Below are 17,892 nucleotides of genomic sequence, written 5' to 3' on the forward strand. Positions count from 1 at the left end.
GAGCGTCGCAAGACGTCGCCGGGCTTTTTTGCATCAGTCAGAATCAGCTGTTTTTCTGCTGGGCCGTCATCGCTTCGAACATGGAAGTGATATTGCTGGCGGTAGCTTTCAGCTTGCCAACCAAAGTGTCCATGTCGTTGTACTTTTTGGTCAGTACGGCGGTGAGGGTTTCGATTCGGCGATCAAGAGCCTGCTGATCTTCGAACAGCTTCGTCTTGATGAGGTCGAGGTTCTTCGTCCTCGCGGTCAAGATGCTATCGACTACAGTCTTCCCGTCAGGTCCCGTCTTGTTTTCCGTGTAGGGCTTGAGTGCATTCTGCATGCGCTCGATCAAACCATTCTCGCCAGTGAACAGAGTCTGAACCTCTCCACCCAACTGTTTGGTGTTCAGCGCTTCCGTAAACTTCGCACTGTTGAAGTCCAGGGCACCGGTCGTCTGGTTGGTCGTGATGCCCAACTGTGACAACACGGTCAACTTATCGCCCGCCCCGGTTTCGGACAAAGGCGCACGAATGGCCGCCAACAGAGAGCGCGGCAGCGAGTCACCCGTCAGTGCTGCAGGAACCGAATTACCGTTAGCATCCGTTGAAGGCTTGGTCAACGAGGTGACTGCCTTGGCAATGGCGTTATAAGCATCGACAAATTTCTGGATCGAAGCTTTCAGGCCGTCGGCGTTGGTGGCCACCGTGACGGTCGTCGGACCGGAGCCGGCGACGAGCAATGTCATGTTCAAGCCTGAAATAACGTTATCCAGCTTGTTGGTCGGGCTGGTCATAGCCAGCCCGTCGACAGTGAACTTCGCGTCCTGAGCGAGGCCGATCGAGCCCGAAGAGGTTGCACTGGGCGCCCCCATCAACGTAGATCCGTCGGCAGCAAGACTGGCAATACCGCTGAGCGAAATATCGCTGCCGGCACCGGTCTTTGTCGAGCCCACTACCAGACGGGAACCAAAGTTGTCGGTGACGATGTTGGCGGTCAGGCCGCTGGAGGAATACTTGCTGTTTATCGCATCCCGAACCGACTGCAGCGTCCCGTCCGCCGGAACATCAATCGTGTAATCCTTGCCACTCTGGCTGATCGTCAGCGTGCCCGCCCCTACGACACTGGAAGCGCCACCCGCGAACGCGGCGGTAGCGACTTTTGATGACGTCGCCAATTGAGTGACGTTTACCGCGTAAGTGCCGCTTACCGCCGAGTTGCCGGCCGTCACCGTCAAGGCAGTGTTATTGGCCGAAGTGGCAGCAACCCCGGTGAATTGTGGCGTGGTCGTGCTGCCCAGGCTTTCAAGCGCGGACTGAAAGGTAGCCAGCAACGATTTCAGGGTACCAATACCCGAAATATTGGCTGTGTTGGTCTTGGTGGCGCGGTCGATCTGACCTTGCTTGGCCGCTTTGTCAGAATCAACCAGTGCCTTGACTATAGCAGTGGTGTCAAGGCCAGAGCCTAAACCCAAGCCAGGTAGAATTGGACTTGCCATGTGGGACTCCCTTCAGTGTGTCGCCGGCCTTTTGACCTTTACAACGTCCAAAAGAACATAACAACAGAATTCGTGCCGGTTGTCAGGCTTCTGCGCTGAACAACAAGCTGTTTGCATCATTCAAACTGTTAGCCAGCTTCAGAACTTCTTCGTTCGGGATCTGGCGAATCACTTCACCGGAACCACTGGCGATCACTTTGACCACTACTTTGCCTGAAGGCTCATCGATAGAGAACTCCAGGTTACGCTTGACCGATTGGACGAACTTCTCGATTTCCTGAACCGCTTTCTTCAGTTTGTCCTGCTCGGAAGCAGCATCCTTAGGGGTTTCCTTGACCGGAGCTACCACAGCAACCTCGGCCCGAGGCTTCTCCACGGGCTTATCGGCCACACTGGGCGCCGGTTTCGCCGCCGGATAAGACAAGTTCAGCTTCACGCTCATATCCATGTCCATCACCTCTTGAACGGAAAAAGCGAGAGAGTACGCAAGCGCACCCCCCCGCTAAAACTCATCCGACTATTACTGAAGCAGCTTCAGTACAGCGGATGGCAACTGGTTGGCCTGGGCCAGAACCGAAGTGGAAGCCTGTTGCAGAGTCTGCTGCTTGGTCAGCTGGGCAGTTTCAGCAGCGAAGTCGGTGTCTTGTACGCGACCCAGTGCAGCAGCGGCGTTTTCGTTCACGTTCTGCAGGTTGGAGATGGTGCTGGTCAGACGGTTTTGTGCAGCACCGAGGTCAGCACGGCTGGAGTTGATGGTCGCCAGGGCAGCATCGATTGCGATGATCGCATCACTGGAGTTGGTTTCAGACATGGCGCTGTCAGTAGCGCTCAGGCTGAGAGTAGCCGAGTCCACGCTCAAGGTTACTGCGTCGAAGCCGCTGTCCAGGGTCAGAGTGATCTGGTTGTCAGCACCGGTGTTGGAACCGACCTGGAAGGTCATGGTGCCAGCGGTACCGTCAATCAGGTTCTTGCCGTTCAGGTTGGTCGAGTTGGCGATACGGGTCAATTCATCCGACATCTGGGCAAATTCTTTGTCCAGAGCTGCACGGTCTGCTGTACCGTTGGAGTCGTTTCGCGACTGAACTGCCAGTTCACGCATACGCTGCAGAATGTTGGTGGATTCCTGCAGAGCGCCTTCAGCGGTCTGAGCGATGGAGATACCATCGTTGGCGTTCTTGATCGCAACAGTCTGACCGCGGATTTGCGAAGTCATACGAGTGGAGATCTGCAGGCCGGCGGCGTCGTCTTTGGCGCTGTTGATTTTCAGGCCGGACGACAGGCGGGTCATCGAAGTGGACAGAGCATCGGAAGCCTTGTTCAGGTTCTTCTGAACGTTCAACGATGTGACGTTAGTGTTTACTGTTAAAGCCATGACGAATTCCTCGTTGGTTGGGTACTGCGGCTTCCGGCCCTGGCAACCGCCGGGTGTGGCCTAGAGAACCTTCGTAATAGTTATCGTCGTAATCGGAACTTGCTTTAGCAGATTTTTCAAAAATTTTGCCATCAGGGTGCCACCCCTCGTAAATCAAGGACTTGGCTGCGATTAAAGGTTGAAAAAATGGCGTCAGGGAAACGCCACTGACGTCGCTGGAAGCGCATGACAGCGGTGAAGCTGAGAAAAGAAGCTAGATGGGCTGACCAGCGGATAGCAGTTGGACCCATTCGTACTCGAGATAATCAGCAAGCGAAATCCAGTTCTGCGCCTCTTGATCATCAAGCATCAGGGCAAGCAGCTCGCTCCACGACGAAGAGACCTCGCCTGGCATCCGTTCGACCAAGGGCTGCGCAGACTCGATCAGCGTGACCATCGCCAACCCCGCCTCAACGTCCCGCCCAAGGCGAAACAAGCGTGCGCACTCACGGGCGTCATCGATTACCTTTTCAAACTCGGTCATTGCACATACTCCGGGTGGAAATCCGTGCCGACAATCATCGCCCCGTCCCGACTGCTGTTAAAGAAACGCACCTGGGGGTGGCCGGCGATAAAACGCTCCAGTTCGCAAAGATAGCTGCGGAAGTTGAGCTGGGTCTTGACTCGCCGACTATACCCGTCAAGCACCCAATGCCTGGACGCCCCCAGTTGCGGGCCCAGGTCACCGTCGCCCCAACCTGCATGAGTCTTGTCATGGGGAAAGGCAAAATCGGCACCGAAAAGCGTGACCTGCGCAGCGCCCATCTTCACCGCCAGGTCAACCGCCGGATGAATCACGCTGCCGCCAACATGGAGTTCGGCCCGGCGCAGTTGCTCGCGCATCTCCCGATAGACAGGACTTGATGAATATCCAGCATAGCGCGCGCCCCGCCATACTCGGATCACCGAAGGATCGGCCATTGGCAGATAGACCAGCGCAATGTTGTCGGTGCTTTCAGGCGGAAGATGACGCACCGAGATGCGCTGGTCGATGCTGACCACGATATCCGGGGCAATGCCATGGTCGATCAACGGTCGGTAGGCCGTATCGACACAAATCAACAAGGGTCGCTCGGCTTGCTTGCTCAGGTGATGCAATTTCTCGAAGTGCCGCTCAAGACTGGGACCGGTGGCAATGACAAACGCCTCGCCCCCCTTCAAGGTGCCGAACAACTCGGCAACGTCACAATCTTCCTGCACAAGGCTGAACGTCGATTGCAGACGTTCGACAATCTCAGGGGACTGGGGATCGAACGCTTGGTTGGTGAAGTCCAGATGAATCTCACTGATCAATCGGTCACGAATCTTGGCGTTGTAATCATCGGCCAGCACCAACTCGGCGGGGAGTGCGAAAAATGGCAATTGGATTTCCGCCAGATCACCGGCGTAGAGCAATACCACCCTCGGATCGGCAAGCCAGGGCGATTGATCCAGCAGCTGCAGGACCAAGGCGAACACCGCACCGTTGAGGATATGCACAGACAACCGTTCAAGCCCGGTCCGCTCCAGCAAGTGACTCTGCAGATCGCCCAGCCCGGTGCCATAGACATGCACAACGGTTGCGTCCTGCGGCAAACTGGCTGCTTGCAGGCCGGCCTCGGCGAGGCGGTCATGGCGACTGGTCAACTGAATGCTGTTGATGCTCAGGGTCGATCCAAGCCCCTCGACCAGATCGGCCTGCAACCCACCCACGTCCTCCAGCAGCAGACGCTCGGCGAGGGCCGGCCAACGCTGCTGGATCACCTGGAGGTTGCGCTCAAAGTACTCGCTCATGGCGTCTCGCTTTTGCATCAGGCAAAAAAATAGCGTTCAAGGTTACACCTTGGACGCTATTTTTTGTGCCCGGGTTTTATCGGCTCACGGGCGATAGATGATCGCCGAGCCCCAGGACAGACCTACGCCGAAACCACTCAATGCCACGCGCTTCCAGTCGGAATCGAGCACGTGTTTCTCCAGCAGCAGCGGAATGCTCGACGACACGGTGTTGCCAGTCTCGACCATGTCCTTGATGAACTTCTCCGGCTCGCCTTCGAAACGCCGCGCCACGGCATCAACGATTGCGGCGCTGCCCTGGTGAATGCAGAACGCATCGATGTCACTGGGTTGCAGATCGGAATCGGCCAACAGCTCATGCAAATGAGCCGGAACCTTGAGCAACGCGAAGTTGAACACCTGGCGCCCGTTCATGAAGAACACGCCGTCGCTGACCTTCAGGTGCGGCGCACCAGAACCGTCAGTGCCGAACTTGGCCTTGCCCAGTTGCCACGGCGCATCCTCGCCCATCCACGTGGCCGTGGCGGCGTCGCCGAAAAGCATCGTGGTGTTGCGGTCTTCCGGATCGACGATTTTCGAATACGGATCGGCGGTCACCAACAAGCCGTTCTTCAGGCCTGCGGCCTCCATGAAGCCCTTGATAGCGTAGATGCCATAGACATAACCCGAGCATCCCAGGGAGATATCGAACGCCGCCACGCTAGTGGGCAGACCGAGCTTGTCCTGGACGATGGCCGCGGTGTGAGGCAAACCTTCCTCGTCGCCGTTCTGGGTGACGACGATCAGCACATCAATGGATTCGCGCTTCAGATCAGGATTATTGGCAAACAGCGCATTGGCCGCTTCGACGCACAGATCCGAGGTTTCCTGCCCGTCATCCTTGCGTGGCAAGAAGGCGGAACCGATCTTGCCAAGGATGAATTCTTCATCCTTTTCAAATTTTGCACCTTGTGCGTAATTGTCCACGCCGGCTACAGGAACGTAGCTCGCAATGCTTTTTATGCCAATCATTACGGCTTCCCAATCAAAAACAGCCCAATACCACCGCTCGCAAGGAATCGAGGGGCGCCGACAATCGGGAAGTGTAAAGGGCTATCACTGGTCCTGATAAGGGCCAGGCGCCATCTTCCCGGTCAATACAATACAGTGAAGATGCGCGTTATGACTCGCAGGTCACGCTAAATTGCCGAATAAGCCCTTTTTTGCGAGGGCTTATTCGACAATGGAGGGAGGCATCGGGCTATGCCAGCAACCGTGCCCAATCAACAGCCGTGGCGGTGCCCAGCGCAAAGCCGGTGCCGGTCAAGGCCAGGTTCGGGTTACGGGCCGCGTCATGGTCGAAGCGTGCTTGCCACTTGTCGCGCAAGGCATCGACCGCCTTCGGCGCATCGGGGAACGTACCAGCGTGGAGCATCTGCGCCTGGGGTGTCCAGACTGTGAGATAGCCTGCATCGGCGACTTTCAAGCAAAGGTCGACATCGGCAAACGCCTCGGCGAAATGCTCTTCATCCAGGCCGCCCACGGCTTCGAACAAGTCTTTGCGGATCATCAGGCACACGCCTGACACCGCCGAGTAGTTCTGTTCCGCCTGATGGCCGTTGAGATAACCCTTGGCGTCCTTGCGTTCGCCAACAAACACCGAGGCCACCTCGCCATCGGGCTTGAGCACCAGGCCAGCCTGGGTGGTAATGCCGCGAATGTCCATCTGCTTGCTGCCGACGATCCCCACCTCCGGACGCTGGGCCTGGTTGAGCAGGCTGTCGAGCCAGTTGGCGTTGATCACTTGAGCCTCGGCCGACAACAGCACCAAGTATTCACCCTTGGCCTGGGCGCTCGCCCAGTTATACAACGCCGATTCACTCAAGCGCTGATCGCTGCGCAGGATACGAATCCGGTCGCCCTTGCCTTCCAGGCTGTCGAGCCACTGGGCTATTGCTTCGGACTGGCTATGGTTATCGGCGATCAGAATTTCATGGCGATGATAACGGGTGCGCTGCAGCACGCTGACCAACGCCTGCTGGATCTGCTCGAAGTTGTCCCGACTTTCGAGAATGATCGATACCAACGGCCGCTCGGCATGCTGGTAATCGACTTGATAGGTCAACGGTTGCGCCGAAGTGACCTGGGCACGATAACCCCGGGCCGCCAGGTGGCGTGTCAGTACTTGACGCTCCTGGGCATTCTCCTCTTCCGCCGCAGCGTTGCAGATCAGCAACGGCTCGGACAGATGCGCCAGGCCGGCAAGCCCCGCGTCCTCGATCAGACGCAACAGCACGTCCAGTTCCAGGGCCTGGGTGTATTCAGGCGTGAATCCGCGCGCCTGTACCAGCACCTCACGACGAATCAACCAATGCCGCGCCATCAGCGAAGGCACCGATTGCAGGAAGTCGAGATTGACGCCAGGGCGGAACACATCGACCAGGCTGCCATCGGCCTTGCGCTGGATTTCATCCATGGCCACGGCGCGCACGCCGTCGGCACCGATCAGTTCAAGACTGGCGCGCAGCAGACCGTTTTGAGTGAACTGGTCACCGGCCTCGGCTAGCACCATCCAGTCGACGGAGGACTGCCCGATGATCTGGTTGATGCGCTCGACATAGTTGGTGACGCTGACTTTTACGAAATGCACCGTGTCGCGCACGGTAGTGGTCGCCGGCAGGTCGCCGGTGGTGAAGACCACCACGTTGAACGCCTTGCAGTGGCCGTTGACCAGGCTGTCGAAGGTCGCCTGCAGCTTGAACATGTCAGCGTCCAGGTCCAGCAATAGGATGCCGAACTTCGGCCCACCCTGATGCTCGGCCAGGTGGGCGGCGATGGACTCGAGCTGCTGCGCATCCGGATTACGCACCTCAAGCCAATTCACCAAACGACCGGAGTGCATATTTTCCAGCAAGCGGCGATCCTGCTGACCTGGCACCGAGTCCAGACGCTCAGCCCAGGCCTGCAGTTTCACTGCCTCATCAGGCTCATCGCTGTTTTTCAACGACTCGGCCAGGCGCTTGACCACAGTGCGGTTGAACGCATACAGCCCTTGGGCTTCCCATAGACGGCTGCGTAGGGTGCGTTCGTTATCGTTGGGTTGAACACGCATCAATTCATGCTGACGCAACAGGATACCTTCCAACTGTTGAAGCTGAAGGCGACCGGCTGGCATGGCATGCAGCAGGAATTCAAACTGGGTCAGCAGATCGAACACCTTCTGATTATAAAATGGCATTTCGACAAACTGCTGCGGGCCGAACGAACGTATCGGCTCGCCCCCTGCTTCCAGCCATGCCGAACGGATGATCTGCGTTCCCTTGAGCGAACGCCCTTGCTGCAAGCAATCGGCCATGGCCGCAAAACTGTCCAAAGCGATCTGCTTGATGCGCTCTGGAGCCTGCTCGCTGAGCTGGGTTGGCACGGATGCCAGGAACTCGGCGAACTGCTCACGTTCGGCGACGCTTTTGGCGTCTTTGTAGCTCAGCACCGTCAGCACGTTGGTGTTGTGTTCGGAACCGCCGTAGTTGAGTTCGCGCACAGCGAACGGAATCGGCAGGATCCGTGCCTTGGCGCAAGCCAGCAGGTAAAAGGTATGGCCGATTTCCTGCCACTCGAAACTGGTGCCTGGCGGCAGCATGCCGTACCACTGTTGCAACAGGTCAGTGCGGGTCACGGCGTAGAACGGCGGCAGGAACTGATCCATGAAACGGATCACACGGTCCTCGGCCAGTTCGCTGTCATAGTCCTCGTGCACCTTGCGGTCACGGCGGAAATAGCAGACTTCCGTCGCGCAGGACAAATACATGATGCCGTAGCCGTGGCAAAGGCCGTAGTCGGGGTTGGCTTCGAGAAACTCCACCGACTCGGTCAAGGCATCATGCAAAAGGAAATCGTCATCGGCGGCGAACACCATATAAGGCGTTTTGACCTGGTTGACACCATAGGTCAATTTTTCCTGCAGCCCTTTGTAGGTGAACTGAGGCAAGTGGCGGTAATCGACCGATGGAAAATCCTCGGCGATCTGATCATCCCGCTCCACTGACGAATCCAACACCAGCACCGAGCACGGGTAGCTGCTGTAGTAATGCAATGTGCGGCGCAGGAATGCGCTGCGGTTGTGGGAGATGACCACCACGGTGAACCGCTCGCTCAGCGGTGCCACGTTGTTTTGAAGCGTATTTCGAACCTGCATATTTCCTAGTCCCCACAACCTGCCAGACGCTAATGACTTGAAACGGATGGATCAACGAACTCGACGCAGATAACCATCCGGAGCAACGGTGATCAGCAGCTTGTTCTGCAATTGCTGGTCGATTTCGAAGCTGTTGTTTTCTTCGAGGTATTTCCACACCGCGGTTTTCGGGTTGTCGCCCGGGCCCCAAGGGCGATCCGGGAAGAAGTCCGCCGGCATGTCTTCCACCACCGTGTCCATCACCACGCAATAGCTGCCCACCGAAACCAGCGGCGCGTACAGACGCAGCTCTTCGAGCACGTGGTCATGGGTGTGGTTGGAATCGAGTACCAGGATGACTTTCTTGCCTTTGGCTGCTGCATGCACCTGCTCGGCAATGGCCGGATCGATGCTCGAACCTTCGATCATCGAGATGCGCTTGCTCATCGGATGGCTCTCGATGGCTTCGCGATTGTGCGGGCGGATATCCAGGTCGATGCCCAGTACTTCACCGTGGCCTTGCAACTCCAACAGCGAAGCGTAATAGATGATCGAACCGCCGTGGGCGATACCGCATTCAATGATCAGGTCAGGCTTGATCTGCCAGATCAACTCCTGCATGGCCATCATGTCTTGCGGCAGTTGGATGATCGGCCGCCCCATCCACGAAAAATGGTAGCTGTACTTGTGGCGGGCCGACTCGTTGAAAAACTCCTTGGCCAGGCCGACGAGTTTCTGATCTTGGCCTTGCCCGGCGATTTCGGTCTGGCATTGGGCTTCGAAAGCTTTATGGATAGTGTTGTCGGTCATTTTTCGAATCTCGCGGTTATTGGAACGAAGCGCTGTCAACGGCGTGGTAGACGTAGCGCCCACCGGTCATCCGCTTGATCTCTTCGAGGTAATTGGAATTCATTACGAACAGGTTGGCGCCTTCGGGCAAGGTCTCCATCGCCTCTTCGGGCGAGGACACGCGCACGCCACTCAGAGGCAAGTAGCGCCCCTGCTTGGCGGGATTGATATCCACCACTCGATCAACTGCAACGCCCGCGCGTTGTAGCGCCAATGAATAGATCACACCTTTGGACGACGCGCCCCAGATTGCCGAACCTTGCTCGGGCGCGCCCAGGATAATCTGCACGGCACGGTCAAGGCTGGCGGTGAAGTTCTCCGGCAGCATCAGCGACTGTGGTGCATCGGCTGGCGTGCTGCGCAAAGTGGAAAGATCCGCAACGATGTAAAGGTATTGGCCACCGAACAAATGCCCGACCTCGTGCACAGTCCCGAACATCGCGCGCAAGTCGGCGATGCGAAAGTAATTCACGTGCTCGTAGAACACGTCGAACCAGGCGTTGTGCTGAATAATCCAGTCGAAACACGGCACTTCGATATAAATCTGTCCGCCCTGGTTGGCGGCGGCGATTTCAGCCAAAAAACTGATCGGATTACTGATGTGCTCCAGGACATGGCGCAACACGATGGCGTCAGCCGCCAGCCCCAACTCGCTACTGAAGGGGGCCTTGATCACATCAGGGTTGTCCCCTTCATAGGAAGGATCGATCCCAGTGATGGCGTAGCCGAGGCCTCGCAGCATTTCGAGGAAAAAACCTTTGCCGCAGCCAACCTCAATCAGGCTTTTGTCCTTGAAATGTGGCGCCAGGATCGCCTCGACGTCATTCAGGTGCTGTTGGAACTGCACCGAATGGGCTTGCTCGTTTTGATAGTCGACGTCATAGCTGAGTTTGCTGGCGTCGAATGCCTGGTTGAAAATCAGACCGCTCTGACTATCCTGCACCAGCACGATATCAGCGCTGGCCGATGCCTGAGCCTGTCCGGCAGTGGCAAATGTACGGTTCTGCAGGATCGGCAGTCCACTTGCCCGATAAAGTTCATGCTGCATGCTCTTCTCTCCTGAGTTGCGAAATCCGCCGGGCATCGCCCCAAAACGCCATGGGCTCATGACCTGAGTACCCGTAGTGCCCCAGGTTCAAGGCGATGGCCGACTGACGCTCGCGCACTCGCTGTTCAACCAGTGTCCGTACCGAAACCGGATAGCCACTGCAACAGTTGATTACTCCATCGACATCGCGCCGCGAAATCAGCGAGGCCAGCTGAGAAGCGGCTTGTCCGATTTCCAGATAATCTCGTAATTGGTCGCCCGCAGACATGTTGAACTGGGCATCACCTTCGTCGATCGCCCGATCAAGACTGGCCAACAGACTATTGGGATTCTGTCCTGCACCATGCAGATAAAACAGGCGTGCCCACTGCAACGTAAATGCATGTTCTCGCTGCAAGGCTTCAAGGAACCGATGCAAAGTATGCTTCGCCAGACCATACGGCGTGCAGGGTTGTGCGATCACCGTCTCACTCAATGGGCCACTTTGCAGTCCGTACTCGAAACAGGTACCAGTGACCAGAACATGGCTGATGCCGGCTTCGATCACGCGCTTGAGAAACGCGTAATCCAGCGGCAAGGTTCGCTCGAAATGGAACAGCGCCTGATAGTTCGGCAGACCTGGCCACGCCAGATGGGCGATGGCATCGACGCCGTCCGTCAGGACACCCACGTCGAGATCTGGTGCGTGGATGTCCGCCACACGGAATTCCACATCTTCAAACCATGGCATAGCGCGCGCGATCTCGACGTTTCGACCTGAAGCGCGAACCTTGAAGCCTTTGGCGAGCAAGGCACTGACCAGATGCCGACCGACAAAACCGGTGGCCCCCGTGACCAGCACGGTCGAGGAATGGCCCATTACAGCTCAACTCCACTGAAATTTTGGTCCAGCAACGGATGACTCGCGTCTTTGGCTGACAGGTTTTTAACCGGCAGCGGCCAGGGGATAGACAGTGCAGGATCATTGACTGACAGGCCGGCCTCATGATCCGGAGCGTAGTCAGCATCGGTAAGGTATAGCACTTCAGCGTCATCGGTCAGGGCTTGGAAACCATGGGCGAAGCCGGCAGGAATCAGGAAACTGCGTCCGTCATCGGCTCGCAGTTCTTCGGCATGCCACTGCAGGTAGGTTGGGGATTTTGGTCTCAAATCGACCACCACATCCCATACCGCACCACGTATGCAAGTAATGAGTTTGGACTCTGCGTATCCGGCCGTTTGGTAGTGCAGGCCGCGTACGCTACCTTTTTCTACCGTACGTGAATGATTGATCTGACGAATAGCGAACGGTCGCCCCTGGATCGTGAGGCGGGACTGGCAGAACAATCGGGCAAAACGCCCCCGATCATCGCAGAAGACTTTTTGCCGGATCAGATACAAGCCTTCCGGCGCTAACGCCTGAAGGGTGAAATCAGTCATACCCGCCCCCTATAGAGGTTCAATTGATTCAGAGTTATTGCACGCATGTCATCACCGTTCTGCCAGGCCAAATGCCAATCCAGGGTCTGGGCCAGGCATTGTTGCAACGACCAGCGTGGCTGCCAGCCGAGCAGCTGCCGGGCGCGGCTGCTGTCCAGGCGCAACAGGCCAGCTTCGTGCAATTCGCTCGGCTCGATGCGCAGGCCGGGCGCTTGCGGCCAGCGCTCGGCCAGCAGTTGGACGACTTCACCGACACTGCACATGTCGGCTTCACCCGGCCCGAAGTTCCAGGCACCGGCGAACTCTGGTCCCTGCTGGTACAGGCATTCAGCCAATAACAAGTAACCGGCCAACGGTTCCAAGGCGTGCTGCCACGGACGAACGGCTTGTGGATAACGCAGCGTCACCGGCTCGTCTGCCGACCAGGCTTTAAGCACGTCGGGAATCAGGCGCTCAGGTGCGAAATCACCGCCGCCCAGCACGTTGCCGGCCCGTGCCGTCGCCAAGGCCAGGCCATGTTCGGCATAGCGCTCAGCCGAGAAGAATGAGGCGGCATAAGACTGCGCCAGCAATTCGCAGCAGGCCTTGCTGCTGCTATAGGGATCGTGACCGCCCAGGGCCTCGTTTTCGCGGTAGGGCCATAACCATTCCTGGTTGGCGTAGACCTTGTCCGTGGTGACCAACACACACGCCTTGACGCCGCCCACCTGGCGAACCGCTTCCAGCAGGTTGAGCGTGCCCATGACGTTGCTGGAATACGTGCCCAGCGGATCGCGATAACCTTCGCGCACCAAAGGCTGCGCAGCGAGGTGCAGGACGATCTCCGGCTGCACGTCGGCCAGCAGCTCCAACAAGGCGCCGAGGTCACGCAGGTCACCACGCCGGTCATCGATGCCCTCGCCCACGCGGGCCAGCTCGAACAGGTTTGGCTGGGTGGCCGGGTCAAGGGAAAAACCACTGACCTTGGCCCCCAGGCTTTGCAGCCACAGCGTCAGCCAACTGCCCTTGAAGCCGGTATGGCCGGTGACCAGTACGCGCTTGCCACGCCAGAACTCAGGGTTCAAGACCATTGCTTCCATGGGGCCTCGCCGCTTTGCCACAGGGCTTCGAGGTGGTTTTTATCCCGCAGGGTGTCCATCGGATGCCAGAAACCATCGTGCTGGAACGCCTGGAGCTGCTGTTCGGTCGCCAGCGCCGCCAGCGGTTCGGCTTCCCAGGACGTCTGGTCATCAGCGATATAAGGCAAGACCTTCGGCGAGAGCACAAAGAACCCGCCATTGATCCAACCGCCATCACCCCGTGGTTTTTCGGTGAAACCAAGGACAGCATCACCGTCGCGCTCCAGCGCACCGTAACGTCCTGGAGGTTGGACCGCCGTCACGGTGGCGAGCTTGCCGTGGGACAAGTGAAAGTCCACGAGCGCACCAATATTGAGGTCCGACACGCCATCACCATAGGTGAAGCAGAACGCCTCTTCGTTTTCCAGGTAACGCGCCGCTCGCCGCAGACGCCCGCCGGTCATGGTTTCTTCGCCCGTGTCGATCAGCGTCACGCGCCACGGCTCGCTGTAGTTCTGGTGAACGTCCATGCGGTTGTTGCACATGTCGAAGGTGACGTCAGAGGTGTGCAGGAAATAGTTGGCGAAAAAGTCCTTGATGGCGTAGCCCTTGTAGCCCAGGCAAATCACGAAGTCGTGGATTCCATGGGCGGAATACTGCTTCATGATGTGCCAAAGAATTGGCTTGCCACCGATCTCGATCATCGGCTTGGGCTTGAGGTGCGACTCCTCGCTGATCCGCGTGCCGAGACCACCTGCCAAGATAACTGCCTTCATCGTCTCCCCTCTTGTTCATCACCGGGCTCGGCCAAGCGTTGTTTCGCTTTGCTGGCGCGGGGATTACACCTTCGATGCCGATCCGAGCGCTGCGATAGGCCGCGAGCGCTCGTTTTATGGCGATATGAGGGGGTCTTGCAGGAAACGCGCCAGCTCTGGCGGGGACGAATTGGCAGTGGAAGTCACTCCAGACGGCCGCACGCGGCCTTTGTGGCGAGGGAACCAACTTCCCCACCGCGACGGTGAACGCTGCATAGGGCAACGATCAATCCGGCAACCACCCCCACAACCAGTGCTGCAGATTCTTGCCGCTGAGCATGTAGTCCCGCAACACCGCTTCGCGCAGTTCGTCGCCCATGCGGTAGCTGGCGTCCGGGTCGGCCAGGTGCATGCGGATGGCCGCGATCCATTCCTCGGTGCTGTTGCTGCGCACTTTGGTGCAGGGCAGGAAACCGTCGTAGGCCTTGGTGTCGGTGCAGATTACGGGATAGCCACACGCACCGTACTCCAGCAGGCGCAGGTTGCTCTTGCAGTCGTTGAAGATGTGGAATTCCAGCGGGGCCAGGGCCAGGTCGAGGTTCAAGCTGGCCAGTTTGAATGGGTAGGTGCCCAGGCCGACCGAACTGTGAAACTCGTGGATATACGGACGCAGTGCGTCGGGGCACATACCGAAGAACACCCACTCCACTTCATTTGCCAGCTCACGCACCACGTCCGCGATGATTTCCAGATCACCACTGTGACTGGTCCCGCCCCCCCAGCCCACGCGAGGCTTGGAGGACGTGCCGCGCCGGCTGGTCAGCTTCGCCCAGGGCTCGGGCGTCAACATATTAGGCACGATACGGATTTCATTGTGCATGCTGGACAAGGCGTCAGCGAGCGAAGGCGTGGTCACCACCACGCGATCACACAACCCGATGCCTTCACGCAGCATCTGCTCGATATTGGCCGGCTTGTTGCGCGCGTGCGTGTTTTTCTTCGGTGCCTGGACGACGTAATCGTCGAGTTCGAAGATCCGCAAGGCACCGGAGTATTTCTTCATGCGCAGAATATCGCCGGCGGCCCCTTCGCTGTAGCGCCCCTGCAATACGATCGTATCCGGCGACAGGCGCTCGATCTCGACGGTGGAAGGCGACTCGTAAGCGACCCGGGCGATGACTCGTCCGGCGGCCTCCAATTCGGCCAACGGCGCCGTGACACGATAATGACCGACTGCAGTGGCGTTGACTGGCAAGCCAAGTATCAATGGCAGGGCCCGGGTGCAGAACGGGTTCCAGTTATTGCGCAGCGACGGTTCCAGGCTGAAACTGGACGCCCCCAGACTCAGCGCAGGATTGTAGGCCGGATCCCGGGCAACCTGCGGCAGCCATTTGCGATAAAAGACTTCGCGCTCGCGCTCCACCAACGGGGGTTCTTCAGATTGGGCAGCGGTCAGTTGTGGGTCGACCTTCATGACCGTGGCGTAAGGCGTCCAGACCACAAGGTAGCCGCTTTTACCTGCGCGCAGGCACAGGTCGACATCGCTGAGACCAAGAGTAAAGGACGCATCGTCCAGGCAGCCGAGTTCATCGAAAACCTGCTTGCGCACCATCAGACAGTCGCCGCTGACCGAACTCCAGTTCTGGGTCGTATGCAACCGTTGCATGTAGCCGCGCGAAGCCGCCGCTTCGCCGTAGAACGGCGTGCCCACGGGCCCGGCCAGCCCAAGAATCTGCCCTCCACCTGCAATCGCGCCCTGGGGATTCAGTATCCGGGCGCCGACCACGGCGACTTCTGGGCGCTGGGCTTGATTGAGCATCTCGTCCAGCCAGTCACTTTCGCAAACAACCAGATTCGAACTGAGCAGAAGCAGGTAGTCCCCCCGGGCCTGGCCAGCAGCAAAGTTATGAACCGCGGCATCACTGCCCTCGCCGGCGTATCGCAACACTCGCAACATGCTCGCGCCCAACTGCGACATGTTCTCCAACCAATCGAGCATGGCTGGGTCTCGAACACCGCTGTCCACGATCAGGATTTCATAATGAGGATAGGCCGTGCGCTCGATCAGGCTCTCGGCACAACGCTGCAAGGCTGCGAGCGAATCACCGGTGCGCAGGATGATCGATACCAGGGGGCGCTTGCCGTGTCGGTAGTCGATGCGGTTGATCAACGGCAACGTGTCCGGGGAAATGCCATGATCGATGCCGATACGGTCCAGGTGCGCGCCCACCAACCGGGCATTGCCCTCGATAACCTCGGGCAGCGATAACCATTGGGCGAAACTCTGGACCGACTCGACCTGGATTTCCGCGATGTGTTCGATGGTCTGGGGACCGGCCTCTTCCACCAGGCGCCACAGCAGATCGTGAGGGGCCAGCTCACCGTGATTCGGTTCAAAGCCACCAAGGGCCATGAATCGTTCACGCTCGAAAGCCAGGGTCCGACCGACATAAGGGTAGGCGCGCATCAAGTCCAGGTTGAAATCCGGTTTGAACACCGGCTCGAAGGACTCCCCATCCACCAACGCGCCTTCATCACTGTAGATGCAAAGGATGCCCTGTCTTCCGGCAACACGCTCGGCCAGGATCAGCAACGCAGAATCGCGCAGCACGTCGCCCGCTCGCAGCACGTAGAACCAGTGCGCGCCTTCCAGCTGTGAAACGATGGCATTGAGCTGACGCGGCCAATCGGTCTGATAAGGCAGTTGCAGCACTCGCTCACCCGCTTCGCAATGAGCATCGGAAAGCACCACCACGGCCTGGGCTGGATACAGCTGGCCCTCGATGCTACGTAACGTCGTCGCAAGCGATGTCGCATCGCCGACAGCATCGATGATCAGTGGCACGATGTTCGGCCGAAACGGCCAACTATCGATGCGTGCGGGCATGACGCGTCGCTCTACCTCACTGAACCGACGGACAGCCAGCCATTCGCGATAGAAGCCCGCATAACTCTCACTCTGCGCCCCCACTCGACCGTTCACGACAGTATTGCGGTTACCCAATATGCGGGTTACGCAAAGCTCCTGCCACGCATGAGGCTCATCGGTGATTTTGTTCAGATCGATGCAGCGCACCCAGCCCGAAGCCGGAGCCGCTTCACCGCTGCGCGCAACCAGCATTTGCGCCAACCATCCCCACTCTGTTTTTGCCGCCTTGAGCATTTCCGGGGTCTTGCTCAAACGCTCCGGGTAGAGACGCTCGATACTCAACACGGTATTCAAGGCAATCAGGTTGCCGCGCCGCATCAGGCAGACAAACAAGGCGAAGTCGAGCACCGCGACAAAACCGGCACCGTCCTGAATAAGCGCAGGCAGTAGTTCCAGCACATCAGCCCGGCGCATCAGGGTCGAACTGAAATTGCCAACAAAGTTGGTTGGCGTGCTCTCGAAAATCGCCAGCATGTCGTCGCCCTTGAGCAAGGCGTCATTTGGCGAGAAGCGGCAATTGTCCACACGGGGCGGCAAGATGAAGTTGCCTGCATCGCACAACAGCCGTAGCGCGAACACCACACTCGCGTCAGCATGGTCCATCAACGCCTGGGCCTGCAGCGCAATGCTTGGTGCGAACAGACGGTCGTCATCGCACAACACCTTGATGAATTCGCCCCGCGCCTCTTCGACACAGCGCAACAGGTTGCCCTGCAGCCCCAGCCGTTGAGGGCTTTTCAGATAGCGGACCGGATGGGCCGGCTCTTTGAAAGACGCGACTATGTCGCGGATTTCATCGCCAGGCGAATCGTCGCAAACGATGATTTCAACGTTTTCGTAGGTCTGGGCCAGGGCACTGAGCAGTGCCTGGTCGAAAAAACGAGGGTTGTAGGCAGGAATGACGATGCTGACGAGGGGAAGTGACTTCACGGTTAAAACTCTCGAGCGGCGGGCCCCGGCCTTTTCAGGTCGGAGCCCCGGAACCGCTTAAAAAAAGACGGTTGGCGGCTCGGTCGATAC

Annotated in this window: 14 protein-coding genes; all 14 read right to left on the minus strand. The window is 58.2% G+C overall.

Annotation, left to right across the window (positions count from 1 at the left end):
* Window positions 1–43 precede the first annotated feature (43 nt).
* Window positions 44–1,477: a flagellar filament capping protein FliD gene (gene fliD, locus KSS97_RS21160; RefSeq protein ID WP_217860062.1), complete on the minus strand. Its 1,434-nt coding sequence runs from the start codon at window positions 1,475–1,477 to the stop codon at window positions 44–46.
* Between the two features lie 82 nt (window positions 1,478–1,559).
* A complete protein-coding gene (locus KSS97_RS21165; RefSeq protein WP_030141092.1) occupies window positions 1,560–1,925 on the minus strand; it encodes a flagellar protein FlaG in 366 nt (121 codons plus the stop codon).
* A gap of 72 nt (window positions 1,926–1,997) precedes the next feature.
* Entirely contained in the window at window positions 1,998–2,849 is an 852-nt protein-coding gene (locus tag KSS97_RS21170; protein WP_217860063.1) for a flagellin domain-containing protein, read from the minus strand.
* A gap of 253 nt (window positions 2,850–3,102) precedes the next feature.
* On the minus strand, window positions 3,103–3,372 hold the full coding sequence (locus tag KSS97_RS21175; RefSeq protein ID WP_217860064.1) for a hypothetical protein: 270 nt from the start codon (window positions 3,370–3,372) through the stop codon (window positions 3,103–3,105).
* Window positions 3,369–4,661, minus strand: coding sequence for a motility associated factor glycosyltransferase family protein (locus tag KSS97_RS21180; protein WP_217860065.1), 1,293 nt, complete (start codon window positions 4,659–4,661; stop codon window positions 3,369–3,371). The genes KSS97_RS21175 and KSS97_RS21180 overlap by 4 nt, the downstream gene beginning before the upstream one ends.
* A gap of 84 nt (window positions 4,662–4,745) precedes the next feature.
* Complete coding sequence (locus KSS97_RS21185; RefSeq protein WP_217860066.1) at window positions 4,746–5,672, minus strand: ketoacyl-ACP synthase III; 927 nt, start codon at window positions 5,670–5,672, stop codon at window positions 4,746–4,748.
* A gap of 229 nt (window positions 5,673–5,901) precedes the next feature.
* Window positions 5,902–8,835 (minus strand): TIGR00180 family glycosyltransferase, encoded by a 2,934-nt coding sequence (locus KSS97_RS21190; protein WP_217860067.1) that lies wholly within the window; start codon window positions 8,833–8,835, stop codon window positions 5,902–5,904.
* Window positions 8,836–8,886: 51 nt separating this feature from the next.
* Window positions 8,887–9,624 (minus strand): cephalosporin hydroxylase family protein, encoded by a 738-nt coding sequence (locus KSS97_RS21195; RefSeq protein ID WP_217860068.1) that lies wholly within the window; start codon window positions 9,622–9,624, stop codon window positions 8,887–8,889.
* A gap of 16 nt (window positions 9,625–9,640) precedes the next feature.
* Window positions 9,641–10,711, minus strand: a complete 1,071-nt coding sequence (locus KSS97_RS21200; protein WP_217860069.1) for a class I SAM-dependent methyltransferase — start codon at window positions 10,709–10,711, stop codon at window positions 9,641–9,643.
* Complete coding sequence (locus tag KSS97_RS21205) at window positions 10,701–11,570, minus strand: NAD-dependent epimerase/dehydratase family protein (RefSeq protein WP_217860070.1); 870 nt, start codon at window positions 11,568–11,570, stop codon at window positions 10,701–10,703. Before KSS97_RS21205 ends, KSS97_RS21200 begins: the two co-directional genes overlap by 11 nt.
* Window positions 11,570–12,130 (minus strand): dTDP-4-dehydrorhamnose 3,5-epimerase, encoded by a 561-nt coding sequence (rfbC, locus tag KSS97_RS21210; protein ID WP_217860071.1) that lies wholly within the window; start codon window positions 12,128–12,130, stop codon window positions 11,570–11,572. The genes KSS97_RS21205 and rfbC overlap by 1 nt, the downstream gene beginning before the upstream one ends.
* The gene (rfbG, locus tag KSS97_RS21215; RefSeq protein WP_217860072.1) at window positions 12,127–13,209 is read right to left on the minus strand and encodes a CDP-glucose 4,6-dehydratase; all 1,083 of its coding nucleotides are present in this window, start codon (window positions 13,207–13,209) and stop codon (window positions 12,127–12,129) included. The genes rfbC and rfbG overlap by 4 nt, the downstream gene beginning before the upstream one ends.
* Window positions 13,191–13,964 carry a glucose-1-phosphate cytidylyltransferase gene (rfbF, locus tag KSS97_RS21220; protein ID WP_217860073.1) on the minus strand — a complete coding sequence of 258 codons (774 nt, stop codon included), beginning with the start codon at window positions 13,962–13,964 and terminating at the stop codon, window positions 13,191–13,193. The genes rfbG and rfbF overlap by 19 nt, the downstream gene beginning before the upstream one ends.
* Before the next feature lie 265 nt (window positions 13,965–14,229).
* Window positions 14,230–17,802: a glycosyltransferase gene (locus KSS97_RS21225; RefSeq protein WP_217860074.1), complete on the minus strand. Its 3,573-nt coding sequence runs from the start codon at window positions 17,800–17,802 to the stop codon at window positions 14,230–14,232.
* Window positions 17,803–17,892 lie beyond the last annotated feature (90 nt).

The organism is Pseudomonas alvandae (assembly GCF_019141525.1).
In the GTDB taxonomy this organism is placed as follows: domain Bacteria; phylum Pseudomonadota; class Gammaproteobacteria; order Pseudomonadales; family Pseudomonadaceae; genus Aquipseudomonas; species Aquipseudomonas alvandae.

Excerpts from the sequence above, each read along its gene's own strand:
- fliD (WP_217860062.1), bottom strand. The coding sequence starts at position 1,477 with ATGGCAAGTCCAATTCTACCTGGCTTGGGTTTAGGCTCTGGCCTTGAC.
- KSS97_RS21165 (WP_030141092.1), bottom strand. The coding sequence starts at position 1,925 with ATGGATATGAGCGTGAAGCTGAACTTGTCTTATCCGGCGGCGAAACCG.
- KSS97_RS21170 (WP_217860063.1), bottom strand. The coding sequence starts at position 2,849 with ATGGCTTTAACAGTAAACACTAACGTCACATCGTTGAACGTTCAGAAG.
- KSS97_RS21175 (WP_217860064.1), bottom strand. The coding sequence starts at position 3,372 with ATGACCGAGTTTGAAAAGGTAATCGATGACGCCCGTGAGTGCGCACGC.
- KSS97_RS21180 (WP_217860065.1), bottom strand. The coding sequence starts at position 4,661 with ATGAGCGAGTACTTTGAGCGCAACCTCCAGGTGATCCAGCAGCGTTGG.
- KSS97_RS21185 (WP_217860066.1), bottom strand. The coding sequence starts at position 5,672 with ATGATTGGCATAAAAAGCATTGCGAGCTACGTTCCTGTAGCCGGCGTG.
- KSS97_RS21190 (WP_217860067.1), bottom strand. The coding sequence starts at position 8,835 with ATGCAGGTTCGAAATACGCTTCAAAACAACGTGGCACCGCTGAGCGAG.
- KSS97_RS21195 (WP_217860068.1), bottom strand. The coding sequence starts at position 9,624 with ATGACCGACAACACTATCCATAAAGCTTTCGAAGCCCAATGCCAGACC.
- KSS97_RS21200 (WP_217860069.1), bottom strand. The coding sequence starts at position 10,711 with ATGCAGCATGAACTTTATCGGGCAAGTGGACTGCCGATCCTGCAGAAC.
- KSS97_RS21205 (WP_217860070.1), bottom strand. The coding sequence starts at position 11,570 with ATGGGCCATTCCTCGACCGTGCTGGTCACGGGGGCCACCGGTTTTGTC.
- rfbC (WP_217860071.1), bottom strand. The coding sequence starts at position 12,130 with ATGACTGATTTCACCCTTCAGGCGTTAGCGCCGGAAGGCTTGTATCTG.
- rfbG (WP_217860072.1), bottom strand. The coding sequence starts at position 13,209 with ATGGAAGCAATGGTCTTGAACCCTGAGTTCTGGCGTGGCAAGCGCGTA.
- rfbF (WP_217860073.1), bottom strand. The coding sequence starts at position 13,964 with ATGAAGGCAGTTATCTTGGCAGGTGGTCTCGGCACGCGGATCAGCGAG.